This is a genomic window from Anaerorhabdus sp. (genome assembly GCF_036657415.1).
Taxonomy (GTDB): Bacteria; Bacillota_I; Bacilli_A; order Erysipelotrichales; family Erysipelotrichaceae; genus Anaerorhabdus.
Genome location: NZ_JAVXGL010000026.1, coordinates 1 through 19,601 on the forward strand (window position 1 = coordinate 1; position 19,601 = coordinate 19,601).

Below are 19,601 nucleotides of genomic sequence, written 5' to 3' on the forward strand. Positions count from 1 at the left end.
ATAATCCAAATAAACATGTAATTGTACAAACTGCACCAGCTGTTCGTGCTTCACTTGGTGAAGAATTCGGCTTACCAATTGGTACTCGTGTAACAGGAAAAATGGTTGCAGCACTCCGTCGTTGTGGATTCAACCGTGTTTATGATACAAACTTTGGAGCTGATTTAACAATCATGGAAGAAGGAACAGAGTTTATTCAACGTATTCAACAAAAAGGAACATTACCAATGTTAACTTCATGTTCACCAGGTTGGATTCGTTATATAGAGAGAGAATATCCTGATTTACTATCTCATTTAAGTACTTGTAAGAGTCCACATATGATGCTAGGAGCAATTTTAAAATCATATTATGCTAAGATAAAAGGAATTGATCCACGAAATATTTATGTAGTATCAATTATGCCATGTACTGCAAAGAAAGATGAAATTATTCGTCCTGAAAATAGAGTAGGTGATATTCAAGATGTTGACAGCGTTCTAACTACAAGAGAAGCTGCTAAACTAATCAAAATGTATGGTATTGATTTTAATAATCTTCCTGACGAAGAATTTGATGCTGATATGTTTGGAGATTATTCAGGTGCTGGTGTCATCTTTGGAGCTTCTGGAGGTGTAATGGAAGCTGCATTACGTACAGTAAAAGAAGTATTAGAAAATAAACCATTAGAAAATTTAGATTTTGTAGAAGTTCGTGGACTTCAAGGAATTAAGGAAGCAACTCTTAGTGTTGCAGGAATTGAAGTCAATGTTGCAGTTGCAAGTTCGATGTCAATGGCAAAAGTATTACTTGAGCAAATTAAAAAGGGTACATCAAAATATCATTTTATTGAAATTATGGGTTGCCCAGGTGGATGTATTAACGGTGGAGGACAATCAATTGTTTCTGCATCTATAAGAAATCTTCCTAACTTTGATTATCGTGCTTTACGTGCTCAAGTGTTATATGACGAAGATTTGCAATGTGATGTTCGTAAATCACATGAAAATGAACAAATAAAAGCATTGTATAAGAATTTCTTAGGTGAACCATGTTCACATACTTCTCATGAACTTCTTCATACTTCATATTCAAAGAAACCACGCTTTACACTATAATTCAATGAACGATGTTACTTAGTGACATCGTTTTTTATGTCTTCATTGTTAACTTTAACATTCGATTGGTTGACAAATGATTTTCTATCATTTATAGTAGACCAGGGTGATAACTATGAATACAAAAGAAAAAGTCTATCAATATTTAAGTGATGCTGTAGGACCTGTGTCAGGAGAAAATATGGCAGAGAAGTTACATCTCTCAAGGACAGCAGTTTGGAAAGCAATTAAAGCACTCCAAAATGAAGGACACGAGATTTTAGCCAAACCAAAAGAAGGGTATAGCTTATTAAAAAAATCAATAAACTTTAATACGCAATCTATTATGAATTTACTTGATTCTCATATAAAGTCTGATGTTTTCGTATTTGATACTATTGATTCTACAAATACATATGCAAAGAAAATTGCTGAAGCAAATGCAAAAGATTGGACACTCATAATCGCAAAAAATCAATCTGCTGGGCGAGGTAGATTCGAGCGGAATTTTTATTCGCCTCAGGGTGGGTTATATATGTCATTTATCATACATCCAAAAATTAAACTGGAAGATATAAATTTAATTACAATGAATGTGGCACTCGCAGTATGTGATGCAGTAAAAAAATATTTTAATCTAGATTTAGGAATTAAGTGGGTAAACGATTTATTCTTGAATGATAAGAAAGTAGTTGGAATTTTAACTGAAGCTGCAATTGATTTTGAATCAAAGACTTTCAAATATATTGTAGTTGGAATTGGAATTAATTTGAAATTAACTGACGTTCCAGTAGAACTAACTGAATTAATTACTGATATAAATGTTGATGATGATTTTGATAAAAACTTGTTAGTAGCTGAAATCGCAAATAGTTTTTATAAGAATCTTTCAAAAAATAAAAAAGAACTTGCTCAAGAATATCGTTCTAAAAGTATTGTTTTGAATGAAGAAGTTCTAATTTTTGGAAATTACAATGGTCAAGCAAAAGTTATAGATATCACTGATGATGGAGAACTCCTTGTGATTACATCTGATCAACAAAAATTAAAACTTAATTCAGGTGAAATATCATTAAGGAGATTAAATCATGAATAAAAACACAAAGAATCTTATCCTGTGCGCCTTAATGGCTGGACTCATTGCTGTATGTTCACAAATACAAATACCATTACCCTATGTGCCGATTAATGCTGCTTTACTTGCTGTACATATGACTGCTATCATATTAAAACCAAAATATGCTATTCTAACAGTTATAGTTTATATTGGACTTGGATTCATTGGATTACCTGTATTTGCAAATTTTGCAGGAGGTGCACAGATAATATTTGGCCCAACGGGTGGATTCATCATTGGCTATTTATTGGATGTAATTATTATTAGTGTTGCCGTGAATATGTTTGATAACTCTACAAAAACTATTTCAATTTATGCAACACTTGGAACACTTGCTTGCTATGCATTAGGAACTATATGGTTTATGGGAGTAACACAAATGCACTTAAATGCTGCTCTTGTGTATTGTGTATATCCATTTATTCCAGGCGATATACTGAAGATTATTCTTGCAGTTTTATTAAGCAAACGTTTGAAATTTATAAACAAGTAAACTAGACGATCAGTATAATCTGGTCGTTTTTATTTGCATATATGATAAAATAATTAAGAAGATTTGGAAGGTTGGATCGTTATGAATAAATACAAAAAAATAAATATCATTGAAACAATTTTTTTCATTGTTGGCTGGATTATAATTTTTTTACTAGGTGCAGATTTCCCGCCTCCATCTGGTTTTTGGAAGGTAGTGTTAGTTGTCATTTTGCTAGCTATAATTCAGTCAATCTATCTAAAATATTTATTTAAAAACATATTTGACATCAAATCATTTCTTAAAAATACAATATTTTTCTTTGTTGGTGGTTTACTAGTCGCATTATGCAGTATGATCATACTTCCTGGTAATCATGGAAATAACCAGATTTCGATTATTTGGATAGCCCTAATAACAAGTGTATGCATTGTTTATGGAATTTTATTTTGGTTTGTAAATTATTTTCTACAAAAAAATAAGAATAATCGAATTAAGTAATATCACTTACAATTAAAAAACCAATCATCTAAGTGATTGGTTTTAATTTACATAACATACTTTTTCAAATATGGATAAAATAATTGTGTAATTTTACTTAATACAGGGTATGGGAGCATATCAAATTCACCAATGAAAACATGAATTAGTGGATTGAAACTTGATTTAAACATTGTAAGTCCATCATCAAGCGTACCTTCAACGCCACCAAAACTAAATTCTTTACAACCATTGTCCTTTGCCCATTGAATTGATTCATAGCGCAAAGGGTAGGTAGAATTGTAATGTTTGTAAGTATCATCATAACCCGAATATAAAATCTCTGTAGTATTGTTGCATTTTACAAGAAGACATGCAGAAATCAATTGTTCCTCATAATATCCCGCAAGAACACAGGCATCATTCTCAAAAGAATCTAAAATTGCATTGAAATAATTTTCATTACGTAATTTAATTTGATGTCGCTGTTCGGTGCAGTGAACCATTTTAACTAAACTTTTAGAATCATGTTCTAATTTAATAACAACATTTTTTTTATAACTTGCACGAACTTTTTTCATTGTTTTAGATGGAATTCGCTCATCATAGTTTGCATCAATAGGAAAAGATAGTTGAATACGAGGTTGAATTGTATCTTTGATTGCTAAAGTATAGCCACAATGTTTTAATCCAGCCGTTTTAAATAATTGAATACAATTATCATTTTTAATAGATGCTACTTTATCTTTTTCTTCAAAAGGAATTTCATCCAAGAGAAGATTAGGATCAAATTTTGCAAGTAATACTTTTTTGCTTCTCAAAAATAATTTGATTTGTTTCATAAAATAGGATAATAAATCAACATTATTAAAATCAAGTAATGGACCACGTGGTGCATATGCGAATCTAAATCCCATTGGAACTTTTCGACATAAGATTAAACATGCTGCAATCACTTCGTTTTCATCCTTTACACCAACTGTGTAAGATTCCCAATTTGATTTTAATTTTGCCCAAGATACAGTTTGAAAAATGCTAGATACTTCACTTGTATTTGCAAAATTTGTAAATTCAGATGTAGTTAATTGAACAAATTCCATTTTTATCGCTTCCTAACTTCATTATTATATCATATAAAAGAAAAGGGAAACTTCCCTTATTCTTTTGTCATTTCTTTTAGTTTATCCATCAATTCATCAAGGTGAATTTCAACAACTTCTTGTTGTCCTCGAAGTTTACATTCAACAATATTTTCGTTCGCTTTTTTTCCAACTGTTAAACGTACAGGGATACCAATTAAGTCCATATCTTTAAATTTGACACCTGGACGTTCATCTCTATCGTCTAGGATACAATCAATCTTTGCATCTTTACATAATGCATAGATTTTATTTGCAAGTTCAGTTTGGACTTCATCCTTCACTGAAATAAGCACAACAGCTACTTTGTAAGGGGCAATATTCATTGGCCAAGCAATTCCATCGTCATCAGCTTTTTGTTCAGCTATCGCTGCCATACAGCGTGCAGGGCCAATTCCATAACTACCCATCCATACTGGTTGTAATTGATTATCAGCATTTAAATATTCTAATCCTAAAGCAACTGAATATTTCGTTCCAAGTTTGAAAGTATTTCCTACTTCAATACCATGTTTGAAATAAATCTTGCCACCACATTTAGGGCAAATATCTCCTTCTTGAATATTACGGATATCTGCAATTTTATTAGCGGTGAAATCACTAACATTTACTCCAATATAATGATAACCTGTTTTATTGGCACCTGTAATAAAATTATGCATTTTACTTACTTCATCATCCATAACAAGTTCACATTGAATATCAATAGGACCAGCAAATCCAACAGCAGCATTTGTTACACGAACAACAGTGTCAGCATCAGCTAGTTCTACATTGTTAGCATTATATAGTTTTCTTAATTTTGTTTCATTAACTTCACGATTTCCACGAACCATACAAGCAACAACAAGATCATCTACTTTATAAACTAAAGTCTTAACAAATTGTTTTGCAGGTTGTTGAAGAAAGTCTACAACTTCTTCAATTGTGCGAGCATTTGGTGTTTCAACTAATTCAAGTTTCATTGCTTGAAGAGTAGTAGGTTCATCACTATTTACACAATTTGCAACTTCAATATTACTTGCATAGTCACATGAATCACATAAAACTAATGTATCTTCACCAATTTCAGTAACTGCTTGAAATTCCTCAGATAGAAGTCCACCCATAACACCTGTATCAGCACGAACAATTTTATAATCCATATCCATGCGGTCAAAAATATTTTTGTAGGCATTGAACTGTTTATTATAAGCAACATCTAAACCAGCTTCATCTCTATCAAATGTATATGCATCTTTCATAATGAATTCACGAACACGAATTAAACCATAACGGGGACGTGGTTCATCTCTAAATTTTGTTTGAATTTGATAAAGAGAGAAGGGTAAGTCTTTGTAAGAACGGATTTTCATTTGTGCCGCTATTGCAAATAGTTCTTCATGAGTAGGGCCCAGTACAAATGGTTTATTAAATCGATCTTTTAAAGAGAACATACTCTTTCCAAAACCTTCACGTCTTCCAGAAGCTACGTATACATCTTCAGAAATCATTGAAGGCATAATCAATTCTTGACAATCTGTTGCATCCATCTCTTCTCGGATAATCGTTGTGATATTATTCAACACTTTATACCCTAAGGGTAGCATCATATAAACACCAGCAGAACTTTTCTTAATCATCCCAGCTCTAACGAGTAAATTACTACTCTTTGAATCTTCATCTTTTACATTTTCTCTTAACGTATAAAAGTAACTGTTTTTTAACTTCATATATTTTTCCTCACTATGGCTATGATTATACAATAAAATGCCTTTACTTAAAAGAGATTTTGAACTATAATCAACATTAATAAAAAAGGAAGAGGAGAAAATACATGGCATTTTATTACAATGAACCAAGTCACACATTTAGTGAATATTTATTAGTACCTGGATACTCTGGATCTGATTGTGTTCCAAACAAAGTTTGTTTAAGAACACCACTTACAAAGTTTAAAAAAGGGGAAGAACCTGCAATTACAATGAATATTCCGATGGTGAGTGCAATTATGCAATCAGTTTCAGGAGAAAAGATGGGAATTGCACTTGCTAAAGAAGGTGGAGTAAGTTTCATTTTCGGTTCTCAAAGTATTGAAAGCCAAGCTGCAATGGTATCTCGTGTAAAAAATTATAAAGCTGGATTTGTATTAAGTGATTCTAATTTAACACCCGACAATACACTTGAAGATGTATTAGCATTATTAGAGAAAACAGGACATTCTACGATGCCTGTTACTGATGATGGTACTACAAACGGAAAACTATTAGGAATGGTTACTTCACGTGACTATCGTGTTTCTAGACTTGATGGCAATTCAAAAGTAAGCGAATTTATGACTCCTTTTGAACATTTAATCACTGCAAATGTGAAATCAACATTGAGTGATTGTAATGATATTATTTGGGAACATAAACTAAATACATTACCTATTATTGATGATAATCAAAAACTAGTTTATTTAGTGTTTAGAAAAGATTATGATTCTCATAAAGAAAATCCACTTGAATTACTTGATAGTGATAAACGTTTCGTTGTAGGTGCTGGTATTAATACTCGCGATTATGCTGAACGTGTACCTGCATTGGTTGAAGCTGGAGCAGATGTATTATGTATAGATTCAAGTGAAGGATTTAGTGAATGGCAAAAAGTAACGATTGACTGGATTCGTCAAAATTATGGCGATACTGTTAAAGTTGGAGCTGGAAATGTAGTTGATAAAGAAGGTTTTGAATTCTTAGCAAATGCAGGTGCTGACTTTATTAAAGTAGGTATTGGTGGGGGATCAATTTGTATCACTCGCGAAACAAAAGGGATTGGTCGTGGTCAAGCAACTGCTGTCATTGAAGTTGCTAAGGCACGTGATGAATATTTTGAAAGAACAGGGGTTTATATTCCAATCTGTTCAGACGGTGGTATTGTTTATGATTATCACATTACATTAGCACTAGCAATGGGTAGTGACTTTGTTATGTTAGGACGTTACTTTTCTCGTTTTGAAGAATCTCCTACAAACAAATTAATGATTAATGGTAACTTTGTAAAAGAATATTGGGGTGAAGGAAGTAATCGTGCTAGAAACTGGCAACGTTATGACCTAGGTGGTGCAACTAAACTTCAATTTGAAGAAGGTGTTGATTCTTATGTACCTTATGCAGGACCACTAAAAGATAATGTTCAAACAACTCTTTATAAAATCAAATCAACAATGTGCAACTGTGGTGCGTTAACAATCTCTGAACTTCAACAAAATGCAAAACTTACTTTAGTAAGTGCAACATCAATTGTTGAAGGTGGTGCCCATGATGTCATTGTCAAAGATAAAAACGATAATTATAAATAAATAGTATTAATATTAAGGAAGCCTATTCGTAGAACTTTAAAAGTTTGAAGATAGGTTTTTTATATGATTAAGGTTACCTCCTTTAATAAGCATGCAATCTATACTAACCACTTAAAAACCATCTACTCAATTTGAATAGATGGTATATTTACATGAATACTTTTTGAAGAGTTTTTACTATTTATTATTTGCGATATAATCTTCAACATTCTTATTGACGATATCGAAAGGTGCATTTCCTGATTTAAGTAATGTATCATTAAATGCTTTCTCATCAAATTTATCACCTAGTTCTGTTTCTGCTTTTGTACGCAAATCTAAAATTTGAAAATAGCCAACACCATATGATAAATTAACACCTGGATTTGATTGTGTCATATAATAACTACTTGTCATATCGATACCACCATATCCATAACTTTCAAGAAAGCTATTAAATTCATCCATTGTCCAACCACGGTAATGTATTCCAATATCAATCATTGCAGACAAAGCCCAGCTGAAATCAAAATTTGCACGCATGACTTCTTTTAATGTTTCATTTGTATTTGCGGACTCTAATGCATACGATGCACCATAATTCGCAAATCCTTCAGAGAATCCAAGATAAGTTGCAAGTAATAAATTATATGGATCAATATCATTTTGTACAACATAGTTATAATAATACATATGTCCTGGAACACCTTCATGGGCAATATAGTAATATGTTTGTAAGTTATCTACAAGTTCTGCATTATTCGTGTTAACGCGAATAAAGTTTTTTCCTTCTTTATCGATGAATGGAGTAATGTAGTAGGCACCTACACCATCTGAGACAAGTTTAGATGCTGGAACAGCCTCATATTCAGGAATTTTTATTTCAGTGTAATGATCTTTAGACCATGTAATTAAGTTTTCTATCATATCTGCATATGAATCATAACCCGCTTTTAAATCATTATTTTGTATAAGTTCAAGGGCTTCCGGATCTTTCATTAATGCAATTTGCATTTCTTGCAAACTCGCTGTCATTTTTTCTTGTAGCATTTTTTCAGCATCTTCAATTGTTAAATTAGAACCAGTATACATGCGATAATATAATTCATAAATTTCCTTACCATTTTCGTAATGTGCTAGACCAAATTGATTGTTATTAGGATCCTTTAAAGCAGTCAATTCTTCAGCTAATTTCATATAAGCAGGGACAATTGACTCAGTATATGACGTTTTTGCTTGTTCAATATAATTAGCTTTTGCAGCATCATCAATACCATCGAAAGCATTTATATTTTCTTCGATTACTGTCATCATTTCATCGCCATAACCTTGGTTAACTAAATTATCAACATATTTAACGATTTCATCGACATTATAGTCTGCCATGAAATAACCAGCATCTTTTTGCTTTTTAGCATATTCGATATAGCTTTCAAACATTGGGTTTATACTATTCATCAAGATAATAAAATCTTGTACATCTTTTTCATCATAGAAAACAAAATCAGTTAAAACTTGTGGGATTGCAATTTGAATACCGCTGAATAAACCAAAAACATTTCCAACATATTCAAAATCTGTACTAGTTGTAATAAGATTTAATTCAATTTGATCTTGGATGATATCATATGTGTTTTGTTGTTTTTCTGTAAGCGTATCTCTATCAAATGATTCAAATTCTTTCTTAGATAATTCAAATTCTTCAAGTGTTGTATTGAATTGGTCTTCACTCCATGGTGCAAACATTTGGACAACAACATTGTTCATATCAACACCAAATACTTCAGGCTTTGATACAGTTCGATGGATAGTTAAATAATTATCCTCTAAATAATTCTTAATTTCATTGTTTGTAAATGCATCAAAACGAGCTTGTTCTTCTTCGTTATTGACAGTAGGTGTTACTGAATTTGCTTGGCATCCTGCTAGTCCAATCATCAAGATTGTACTCAAGATTACTTTAAATATCTTTTTAAACAACATACGATTCCTCCTAATCATTCATTTCATTGACAAGTATATTTGTCATTAACAACTATATATCTGACAAGTATTCTTGTCAATAGCAAGTGATGAATTTCATTTGTATACCTACAGAATTACTACAAGTGTACCTCTATCATTTATGCCTTAATTACATTAGAAATTGACCTTTTTTGTATAAAAGTGGTACAATTGCTACGCAAAGAGAAAAAGTTTTTAATAAATATTTACTCTTTAGACAATGGGCTTTTATGTCTATTGTTTTTATATGAAAAAGGCGGGTTGATTTATGAGCATATTAACAGTTGAAAATTTATCACACAGTTATGGTGGAAGAGACATTTTTGAAGATGTTTCTTTTCGCCTATTAAAAGGAGAACATATCGGCTTAGTTGGAGCCAACGGTGAGGGAAAGAGTACTTTCATGAAAATTATCACAAATACTCTTGAACCAGATGAAGGTCGCATTCTTTGGAGTAGTAAAGTATCAGCTGGTTATTTAGATCAACACGCTGTTCTACAAGAGGGTGAAACTATTCGTGAAGCATTGCGCCACGCTTTTGATTCACTTTTTGAAATTGAGAGTACTATCAACGAGTATTACATGAAGATGTGTGATTGTACTGAAGATGAAATGAATGATATGTTGGAAAAAATCGGTGAGATGCAAGATACTTTAGAGCATCATGACTTTTATTTAATAGATTCAAAAATCGAAGAAGTTGCATCAGCTTTAGGAGTTACTGATTTTGGCTTAGAGAGTAAAGTAAATGAGTTAAGCGGTGGGCAACGTACTAAAGTATTGCTTGTTAAATTACTCCTCGAAAAACCCGATATTTTACTATTGGATGAACCAACGAACTATTTGGATGAAGAACATATAGATTGGCTTAAAACATATCTAAAGAACTATGAAAATGCATTTATTTTAATCTCCCATGATATTCCTTTCTTAAATGATGTAGTAAATATTATTTATCATGTAGACAATTGTAAATTAACTCGTTATGTAGGAAATTATGATGAGTTTGAACGTATCTATGAAATGAACCAAAGACATTTAGAAGCTGCTTTTGAACGTCAACAAAAAGAAATAGAACGACTTGAAGATTTCGTTGCTCGTAATAAAGCACGCGTAGCTACGCGTGGTATGGCTAATTCACGCGTTAAAAAATTAGAGAAGATGGAAAGAATTACATTAAATCAAGAAAAACCAAAACCAACATTTGATTTTAAGTATGGTAAGACACCATCCAAAACATTATTCGAAACTAATGATTTAGTTATTGGTTATGATCAACCATTATCTTCACCAATGAATCTTGTTTTAGAAAAAGGAAAAAAAGTCGCTATTATCGGTGCAAATGGTTTAGGTAAATCAACACTGTTAAAAAGTTTGTTGGGGATTATTCCTGCGATTGATGGTAAAGTTCACTTAGGAGAAAACTTAGAAATTGGGTATTTTGAACAAGAACCTCCTAAATCTACAAAAACGTGTATTGATGATTTATGGGATGAGTTTCCTGCATTAACACAATATGAAATTCGAAGTGCACTGGCAAGATGTGGACTAACAACTGATCAAATAGAAAGTCGTGTTAATGTCTTGTCAGGTGGTGAACAAGCAAAACTTCGCTTATGTAAAATATTAAATCGTCCTAGTAATATTCTAGTTCTTGATGAACCAACAAATCATTTAGATCAAGATGCAAAAGACGAACTTCAAAAAGCTCTGAAATCATATCCTGGTACAATTTTGTTAGTATGCCATGAACGTGAATTTTATGAAGAGGTTGTTGGCGAAGTATGGAATCTTCAAGAAATGAGTATTAAAAAATAAATCACTACATCATAATATTTTTCTATTTCAATAAGAGTAACTAACTCAAATATAAAAGAACTGAAATTTTATTCAGTTCTTTGCTCTTTTTTTATTATATTAAATCCTTCATCTAATCCATTTTCAGCGATAATTTTCAAAAGACGCTCAAGTTCAATTGCTGATTCTGGATGCATATAAAGGCGATCCGTACCATTTATAAAATATTCATAAGCACTCTTATCGGAATAGTTATCTTTTTGATACGTTTTACAAGCTGCAATTCGATCACAAACATTTTCTAAAAGATAGTTATAAGGCATTTTAATAGGGAAAATACCATCTCTATTCTTATCAACCCAATAATCCCAATGATGTTTATTTCGACCTTTATGATGTAACCAGCCAAGAGAATAGCCAAGATTTTCTTTCTCTGCATCAATTGGAGAACGATGTCCTTGATAATATTTAACACCTGAAGAAAATTCCACCCAACTGTATTTGGATAAGTCATGCAAAATTCCTTGTTTATACAGTCCTAACTTAAAACAAAGACCTGTAACTTTTAATTTATGAGAAGTTATTGTAGTAAAGTGACCACTTAAACGTTGCCATCTTGAAAGTTTCATAATTTCACTATCCTTTCAGCCCTAGATACTATTTTAGCTTTCAATTGTTACTTGTGCAAGAATGTGTGAGGTTTCACATGAAAATAAGTTCAAAAAATGAAGGTTTCATGGTAAAATATTGTACATGGAGGAACAACATGGATCGTCATACAGAAAGAGAAAAATCGATGATTTGTCTTTATCAAGAATTATTAACACATAGAGACTTAACAACGATTGTCGAAGATATATATTTAAACCCACTTAACGAGGTCAGTGATTTCTCAAAAACACTGATTTTTCATAGTGTTGCGAACAAAGAACGTTTTATTGGTTATATTAACAATGTGTTAGATGACTGGACTTTTGATCGTCTTGGTTATATTGAACAAGCAATTTTATTAATTGCATGTACTGAATTTGATGTACAAATGGCTGCTGCACCCGTTATTATTGATGAAGCTATTTTGCTTGCGAAGAAATACGGTGATGAAAAAGCTTATAAGTTAATCAATGGAGTACTAGATAGACTATGAGTCAAGATGTGATGAAGGTTAGCGTACTCGTTCGCTATCTGAAATCAAAACTAGATAATGATGGATACCTTCAACGGGTGATTGTTTCTGGTGAAATTAGTAATTTCGTAAATCATCGTAGTGGTCATTGGTATTTTACAATTAAAGATGAAAGTTCTAGGTTGAGTTGTGTTATGTTTGCATCAAGTGCATCACGCAGCAAGTTTATACCGAAAGATGGTGACAAAGTTCTTGTCCAAGCTAATACTTCAATTTTTGAAGCAAGTGGACAACTTCAATTGTATTGTACTGGAATTCGACTAGATGGAATCGGAGATTTACATGTTCAATTTGAACTTTTAAAGAAGAAGCTTTATGAAGAAGGCTATTTTGATGAAAGTCACAAAAAATCATTACCTTTATATCCCATGAAATTAGGACTTATCACAGGTAAAAATACAGCAGCAAGAGAAGATGTTTTAACAACACTAAGTCGTCGTTGGCCAGTGGCAGAATTAACGGAGATAAATACATTAGTTCAGGGAGAAGGGGCATCAACTCAAATTATTGATGCACTCAAGAAAATGGATAAATTGGATTTAGATGTAATCTTGCTTGTTCGAGGAGGTGGATCTATTGAAGATTTGTGGGCGTTTAATGATGAAAATCTCGCAAAGTGTATTTACCAACTTCAAACACCTATCATCACTGGCGTTGGACATGAAATTGATACCACAATTGTCGATTATGTCTCTGACAAACGTGCTCCAACACCAACTGCTGCATGTGAAATAGCAACACCAGATATTAAAGAAGTAAGACAAACCTTAAGTTTACTTCGCCAAAATTTAGTTCGTAAATGTCAAAATGATGTTGAATTCAGTAGAAATTCATTACTTAATTTACAAAATTCACCTGTTTTTAAAACTCCAAGTATACTTTATGAACAAAAGAGTTTGCATTTGGATTATTTGGCAAATCGATTGATTGGATCAAAGTATAGTGTACAATCAAAACGTATGCAATTTGATAAGACAACGCAAAATTTCCATAATGCAATGAGTCAATTAGTAATGCAATTAAAATATCAAAATACTACTATGGAAAATAACTTAAAAAAGAGTGTCCAGCATTCTCTTGAAAGTAAGAAAGAAAATATTGCAAAACAAATTCAATTATTAGATGCATATTCACCCCTTAATATACTGAAACGTGGTTATTCCATTGTTAAAACAGAACAAGGGGTATGTACATCAATAAAGAATATCGAAGTAAATGATGAATTACAACTACAACTCTATGATGGAAAATTAAGAGCTGTTGTACTAGAAAAGGAGTAATCTATGGCAACTAAAAAGACTTTTGAGCAATCAATGGATCGTCTTAATGACATTGTTGAATTACTTGAAAAAAATGAACAACCACTTGATGAGACAATCAAATTATTTGAAGAAGGATTATTATTAGTTAATGAATGTGATAAACAACTAAAAACTTTTGAAAATAAAATTGAAGAACTTGCGAAAAAGAAGGTTGAAGAATAATGAGGAATTTTGAAATAATTTGTAATAATTATATTGAACAGTATATTCCTTCAAGAATTAAAGATGCAATGATATATTCTTTACTTGCAGGTGGTAAACGATTACGACCTAAGTTATTGTTAGCATGTTTATCTGCTTATGGTAAAGATGAGACAATTGGTTATCCTTTTGCATGTGCACTTGAAATGGTTCATACTTACTCACTCATTCATGATGATTTACCAGCAATGGATAATGATGTATTAAGACGCGGTAGAAAAACTTGTCATATAGAATTTGATGAGGCAACTGCAATTCTTGCAGGTGATGGTCTATTAACGGCCGCATTTGATGTTGTTGCGAATGCTGAAGCACCTGCTAATCAAGTCGTTGAATGTACCAAGGTTTTAGCGTTTTGCGCAGGTGTAAATGGAATGATTTATGGTCAATGTTTAGATATGGCTGCTGAAACAAAAACGATTACGTGGGATGAGTTAGAACTCTTGCACGCAAACAAAACAGGCAAGCTATTCGCAGCACCTTTAATGATGGCTGCTGTTCTATCCAATGATAAAGAACATTTAGACACATGGAAAATTATTGGAGAAAAACTTGGATTAGCTTTCCAAATTCAAGATGATATATTGGATGTAACAAAGTCATCCCTTGAATTAGGAAAGAGCAATAGCGATGTAGAAAATCATAAATCAACAAGCGTTACTTTGCTTGGAATCGAAGAAGCAAAGAAACGTTGTGAAAATTTATTTATGGAAACAAAAAAAATGATAAATTCTCTACAAATAGATTCAACTGAATTAATAAAATTAATAGAATCAATACAAATTAGAGAAATGTAAAGTGTGGAGGTACCCTAATGGATGTTAAAGAAATTAAAGATCCATCATTTTTAAAAAATATGTCGAGTAAAGAATGTGCACAACTTGCACAAGATATACGTGGCTTTTTAGTAGACTCGATTTCAAAAACTGGTGGACATCTTTCAAGTAATCTAGGGGTGGTAGAATTAACAATAGCATTACATAAAGTTTTTGATAGTCCTAATGATAAAATTTTATTTGATGTAGGACATCAAAGTTATGTACATAAAATATTAACAGGGAGAGCCAAAGATTTCGCAACACTTCGGCAATACAAAGGAATTAGCGGCTTTCAAAAGTTAGAAGAGAGCGAGTATGATTGTTGGGAAGCTGGTCATAGTTCGACAGCACTTTCAGCAGCTTTGGGTATGGCTATTGCACGCGACTTAAATCATGAAAATTATCATGTGATTCCAGTTGTTGGTGATGGTAGTATCGCTTCTGGTATGTCTTTAGAAGCATTAAATCAAATTGGCTCTGAGAAGAAGAATTTAATTATTATCTTTAACGACAATAATATGTCTATTTCTCAAAACGTAGGAGCGCTAACACAAGGATTCTCTCGTTTGAGAACATCAAAACCTTACAATAGTTTAAAATCTGATATGAAGAATATCTTGAATAAAAATGATATTGGTAAATCGGTTTTAGCAGGTATGTCTGCAGTTAAAGAAAAATTTAAAGAATCCGTTGTGGATAGTGGTTTATTTGGTGAATTTGGACTTGAATACTTAGGACCAGTTGACGGGCATAATATTAAAGACTTAGTTCATATTCTAACAGCCGCAAAGGATCACGATGGTCCTGTTGTAGTGCATGTTTTGACTAGAAAAGGAAAGGGGTACTTCCCTTGTGAAAATGACAGTTCTGGTAGTTGGCATGGTGTAGGTCCTTTTGATCCACAAACAGGAAAATCACTTTCAAGTGTTCCTCAAGGAAAATTATCATGGTCTGAAATCGTATCTGAAACGGTATGTCGTATTGCAAAAACAAATGAAGATGTTGTAGCTATAACTCCGGCAATGATTTGTGGAAGCAAGTTAGAAAAATTCTTCGCAGCATATCCAACACGTAGTTTCGATTGTGGCATTGCAGAAGAACACGCAGCTACATTAGCTGCAGGATTAGCGCTATCCGGAAAACGTCCATTTTTGTGTATTTACTCGTCATTCCTTCAACGTGCATATGATCAAATCAATCATGATATTTGTCGTATGGATTTACCTGTTGTAATTGGTATTGACCGTGCAGGACTGGTAGGAGAAGATGGTGCAACACATCATGGAGTTTTTGATATTTCCATTTTAAAAGGGTTGCCAAATATTATTCTTTGCCAACCAAAAGATGGTGAAGAAGCACAAAATTTATTAGCGACTGCATTTATGCAAAAACATCCATTCGCAATTCGCTACCCTCGTGGAAATGAAGTATATTCAGCAATTACTGCTGTAAACCCTATAGAAATAGGAACCTGGACGATTTATAATCAATCAGCTACTGCAAAATGTACTGTGTTAACTTATGGACCTGAAGTAGATAAGGTGCTTTCGAAAGTTTTATCCAACAATCTACCTGTCCAAGTTGTAAATTGTCGTTTCTTTAAACCAATTGACTCAAAAATGCTTCAACAGCTCTCTTTAGAAAATAAACCATGTATTATTTATGAAACGGATATGCTAGAAGGTGGATTAGGAACTAGTATTATTGAATGGTTATGCGATCATCAAATCATGTTGAAAGTACACCGAATTGGTATCCAAGACAAATACATAACACATGGAGCAATGAATCAAATTAGAAAAGAAGCTGGAATTGATATAGAAACATTATTCAATAAAATAAATGAATTAATTTAATTCGTGGGGGATCTATGATTAAACATCTTTATATTAAGGACTTCATTTTATTTGATCAGATTCAACTTGACTTTGAATCTGGTTTTAGTGCGTTTACTGGTGAAACAGGTGCAGGTAAATCAATTCTAATCGATGCAATTAGTTTGCTCATGGCCCAACGCGCTAGTTCTTCTATGATAAAACACGGAAAAGAAAGTGCTTTAATTGAAGGTATTTTTGATTTGTCTAAAAATGAACACGCAAAAGAAATTTTATTAAGTGAAGGTTTTGATGTTGACCAAGATGTTGTAATTTCTCGCGAATTAAAAAGTGATGGTAAAAGTACAGCTAAAATAAACTATCGTGTTGTAACATTGAACCTTCTAAAAGCATGTATAGAGTCCGAAATTGACATTCATAGTCAACATGACAATCAATATTTATTAAATAAAAGTTATCATATTGAATTACTTGATAATTTCATTAATGATAAAACAACAATCATTAAATTAAAAAAACTCTATGAAGCTTATACTACATTGAATGATGAATATCATCGAGCAATGGAAGAAGACTACAACGAAAATGATTTGGAATATTTTAATTTTCAAATTGAAGAAATACAAAAAGCTGATTTAAAAATAGGTGAAGATGAAGAACTTCTTCAAATTGATAAATCATATCAATCTATCTCGAAAAATCTCGAAAAATATAAATCTATGATTGAACTTTTTGATGATGGACTACAATCGAATTTATATGAAATTAAACGTATCCTAGAATCTCTTGATGGTAATGATAAAGTTATAGAATTATTAGATAAAGTGAATAATAGTTATTATGAACTTACAGACTCTTTTGATAATTTCAAAACATACTTCAGTTCTCTAGAAGAAAATGATATTGATATAAATAGTGTTCAAGAAAGATTATTTGTGATACAAAAGTTAAAACATAAATATGGTTCATCAATTGAAGCTATTTTGGATAAACAAATAGAGTTAGAAGAAAAAGTAAATCGTATTAATCATCGCCAAGAAGTTTTAGAAAAGATGAAAAATAGCGTTAATGATGCCTATATTGAATTTGAAAAAGTTGCGAAGGAAGTTTCCAAGAAACGACATGAGTATTCAAAGAAATTAGATGAATCTATTATGAAAAACTTAAAAGATTTAATGTTACCGCATGCGAAATTCATAACGTCAATTAAAGAGTCTAATGCAAATAGTAATGGTATCGATAGTGTTGAATTTTTAATTTCAATGAATCCAGGAGAAGAATGTAAGCCACTCGCTAAAGTAGCTTCCGGTGGTGAATTGAGTAGATTAATGTTGGGGTTAAAAACTATTTTCACATCCCTACAAGGAATTCAAACAGTTATTTTTGATGAAATAGACAGTGGTGTTAGTGGACCTGTTGCGACATCTATTGGTTTAAAGATGAGAGAACTATCAAAAACTTCTCAAGTCTTTTCAGTGACACATTTAGCTCCTGTAGCTGCATGCGCAGATCATCATTACCACGTACAAAAAAATCAAACAGCTTCTTCAACTGAAACAGTTATATTAAAATTAGATGAAGACAAGCGCATTGAACAATTAGCTATTATTTCATCAGGAAGTAATACAGCAACCGCAATCGAAGCTGCAAAGGAACTCTATCATAAGAGTCGCGAATATTAATTATGGGTAAAGTTATTTATCACATTGATTTAAATTCGTTTTTTGCGTCTGCAGAAATACTTTTGAATCCTTCATTACAAGGTAAACCTATTGCAGTGGCAGGGCACAGTCGTAGGGGTGTAATTTCAACAGCATCCTATGAAGCTAGACAATATGGGGTTAACTCTGCAATGCCAACAGCAATGGCTTTAAAACTATGTCCAGATTTAATTTTAGTTAACGGTCATCATTCATATTATGAAGAATTATCACAAAAATTCATAAACACAATTAAAAAATATTCAACTCTTGTTGAACAAGCAAGCATTGATGAATGTTATGCTGATATGACAGAAGCTGTCAAACAATTCAAAAAACCAATGGATTTAGCATGGCAAATACAAACAGAATTGCTGAATGATTTCGGCTTAAAATGTTCAATTGGGGTAGCTCCAAATAAATTTTTGGCTAAAATGGCAAGTGAAATGAAAAAACCAATGGGAATTACAGTCTTGCGTATTCAAGAAGTTCCAATAAAATTATGGCCACTTGCAATTGATGAAATGCGAGGAGTTGGAAAGAAAACAGCACCGCACCTTCATGAAATGGGAATTCATACCATCGGTGATTTAGCGAATTTCAAAGAGATAGAAAAACTGAGAATGATTTTTGGAAAAAACACGGATACAGTATTACAGAGAGCAAATGGCTTTGATGATAGTGAAATTATTTGTGAGTGGGATGTCAAAACAATGTCTCAATCGACAACATTTTCAAATGATCTTACTGATTATGATGAAATCAAGTCCGTATTCTTAGAACTTTCTCAAAAATTAAGTAGGAGACTGGATTATGATGGTAAAACAGGAAATCTTGTGTCCATTACAATCAAATACTTTGATTTCACTTCAAACAATCGGTCCAAGAAGCTTACTGAATATATTCATAGTAGTGAAGATATTTTTCAAAATGCACTTGATTTATTCGATGAAAATGTTGAGGACATTCCAATTCGTTTAATTGGTGTTGGAATAAGCAATCTTAAACAAACTAATGAGGTTCAAGTACAAATAAATATATTTGAACAACCACAAGAGTTGTCTAAAACTGAACAACTAATTAAGGAATTAAATCGTTCCTGTAGTACGCCTTCATTTAAGACTGCATCTTCAATTATCAAGAAAAAGGGGTAAA

General features: G+C 32.2%; 17 protein-coding genes. 13 read left to right on the forward strand and 4 right to left on the reverse strand.

Annotation, left to right across the window (positions count from 1 at the left end; all coding sequences use genetic code 11):
* The 4 genes from RSB60_RS05345 to RSB60_RS05360 all read left to right on the forward strand — a co-directional run.
* Positions 1 to 1,097: [FeFe] hydrogenase, group A (locus RSB60_RS05345; protein ID WP_332614996.1), on the forward strand; the 1,097-nt coding region annotated here is incomplete at its 5' end.
* Between the two features lie 115 nt (positions 1,098 to 1,212).
* Positions 1,213 to 2,172: a biotin--[acetyl-CoA-carboxylase] ligase gene (locus RSB60_RS05350; protein WP_332614999.1), complete on the forward strand. Its 960-nt coding sequence runs from the start codon at positions 1,213 to 1,215 to the stop codon at positions 2,170 to 2,172.
* The gene (locus tag RSB60_RS05355; RefSeq protein ID WP_332490683.1) at positions 2,165 to 2,686 is read left to right on the forward strand and encodes a biotin transporter BioY; all 522 of its coding nucleotides are present in this window, start codon (positions 2,165 to 2,167) and stop codon (positions 2,684 to 2,686) included. The genes RSB60_RS05350 and RSB60_RS05355 overlap by 8 nt, the downstream gene beginning before the upstream one ends.
* Positions 2,687 to 2,767: 81 nt before the next feature.
* Positions 2,768 to 3,166: a hypothetical protein gene (locus tag RSB60_RS05360; RefSeq protein WP_332490685.1), complete on the forward strand. Its 399-nt coding sequence runs from the start codon at positions 2,768 to 2,770 to the stop codon at positions 3,164 to 3,166.
* 47 nt (positions 3,167 to 3,213) lie between these two features.
* On the opposite strand, the gene RSB60_RS05365 is transcribed toward RSB60_RS05360, so the two are convergent.
* Positions 3,214 to 4,245, reverse strand: a complete 1,032-nt coding sequence (locus tag RSB60_RS05365; protein ID WP_332475141.1) for a lipid II:glycine glycyltransferase FemX — start codon at positions 4,243 to 4,245, stop codon at positions 3,214 to 3,216.
* A 56-nt stretch (positions 4,246 to 4,301) separates the two neighbouring features.
* A complete protein-coding gene (locus RSB60_RS05370; RefSeq protein WP_323381509.1) occupies positions 4,302 to 5,996 on the reverse strand; it encodes a proline--tRNA ligase in 1,695 nt (564 codons plus the stop codon).
* A gap of 104 nt (positions 5,997 to 6,100) precedes the next feature.
* Between RSB60_RS05370 and RSB60_RS05375 the strand changes: the two genes are divergently transcribed.
* Positions 6,101 to 7,606, forward strand: coding sequence for an IMP dehydrogenase (locus tag RSB60_RS05375; RefSeq protein ID WP_323381510.1), 1,506 nt, complete (start codon positions 6,101 to 6,103; stop codon positions 7,604 to 7,606).
* Positions 7,607 to 7,783: 177 nt separating this feature from the next.
* Here the strand turns inward: RSB60_RS05375 and RSB60_RS05380 are convergent, their stop codons facing one another.
* Entirely contained in the window at positions 7,784 to 9,568 is a 1,785-nt protein-coding gene (locus RSB60_RS05380; RefSeq protein ID WP_332615001.1) for a DUF885 domain-containing protein, read from the reverse strand.
* Between the two features lie 289 nt (positions 9,569 to 9,857).
* On the opposite strand from RSB60_RS05380, the gene RSB60_RS05385 reads away from it, so the two are divergent.
* Positions 9,858 to 11,408: an ABC-F family ATP-binding cassette domain-containing protein gene (locus RSB60_RS05385; protein WP_332615003.1), complete on the forward strand. Its 1,551-nt coding sequence runs from the start codon at positions 9,858 to 9,860 to the stop codon at positions 11,406 to 11,408.
* Between the two features lie 68 nt (positions 11,409 to 11,476).
* Here the strand turns inward: RSB60_RS05385 and RSB60_RS05390 are convergent, their stop codons facing one another.
* Positions 11,477 to 12,016, reverse strand: coding sequence for a DUF5662 family protein (locus RSB60_RS05390; protein ID WP_323381514.1), 540 nt, complete (start codon positions 12,014 to 12,016; stop codon positions 11,477 to 11,479).
* 137 nt (positions 12,017 to 12,153) lie between these two features.
* Between RSB60_RS05390 and RSB60_RS05395 the strand changes: the two genes are divergently transcribed.
* Genes RSB60_RS05395 through dinB form a run of 7 tightly spaced genes read left to right on the forward strand, consistent with a single transcriptional unit; the run spans position 12,154 to position 19,600 of the window.
* Positions 12,154 to 12,531, forward strand: a complete 378-nt coding sequence (locus RSB60_RS05395) for a transcription antitermination factor NusB (RefSeq protein ID WP_332475719.1) — start codon at positions 12,154 to 12,156, stop codon at positions 12,529 to 12,531.
* Positions 12,532 to 12,542: 11 nt separating this feature from the next.
* Positions 12,543 to 13,850 carry an exodeoxyribonuclease VII large subunit gene (gene xseA, locus RSB60_RS05400; protein WP_332615006.1) on the forward strand — a complete coding sequence of 436 codons (1,308 nt, stop codon included), beginning with the start codon at positions 12,543 to 12,545 and terminating at the stop codon, positions 13,848 to 13,850.
* A gap of 3 nt (positions 13,851 to 13,853) precedes the next feature.
* A complete protein-coding gene (gene xseB, locus RSB60_RS05405) occupies positions 13,854 to 14,054 on the forward strand; it encodes an exodeoxyribonuclease VII small subunit (RefSeq protein WP_323381517.1) in 201 nt (66 codons plus the stop codon).
* Positions 14,054 to 14,890, forward strand: a complete 837-nt coding sequence (locus RSB60_RS05410; RefSeq protein WP_332615009.1) for a polyprenyl synthetase family protein — start codon at positions 14,054 to 14,056, stop codon at positions 14,888 to 14,890. The genes xseB and RSB60_RS05410 overlap by 1 nt, the downstream gene beginning before the upstream one ends.
* A gap of 17 nt (positions 14,891 to 14,907) precedes the next feature.
* The gene (gene dxs, locus RSB60_RS05415; protein WP_332516143.1) at positions 14,908 to 16,767 is read left to right on the forward strand and encodes a 1-deoxy-D-xylulose-5-phosphate synthase; all 1,860 of its coding nucleotides are present in this window, start codon (positions 14,908 to 14,910) and stop codon (positions 16,765 to 16,767) included.
* 14 nt (positions 16,768 to 16,781) lie between these two features.
* Complete coding sequence (recN, locus tag RSB60_RS05420) at positions 16,782 to 18,428, forward strand: DNA repair protein RecN (RefSeq protein ID WP_332615011.1); 1,647 nt, start codon at positions 16,782 to 16,784, stop codon at positions 18,426 to 18,428.
* A 2-nt stretch (positions 18,429 to 18,430) separates the two neighbouring features.
* On the forward strand, positions 18,431 to 19,600 hold the full coding sequence (gene dinB / locus RSB60_RS05425) for a DNA polymerase IV (protein ID WP_323381521.1): 1,170 nt from the start codon (positions 18,431 to 18,433) through the stop codon (positions 19,598 to 19,600).
* Position 19,601 lies beyond the last annotated feature (1 nt).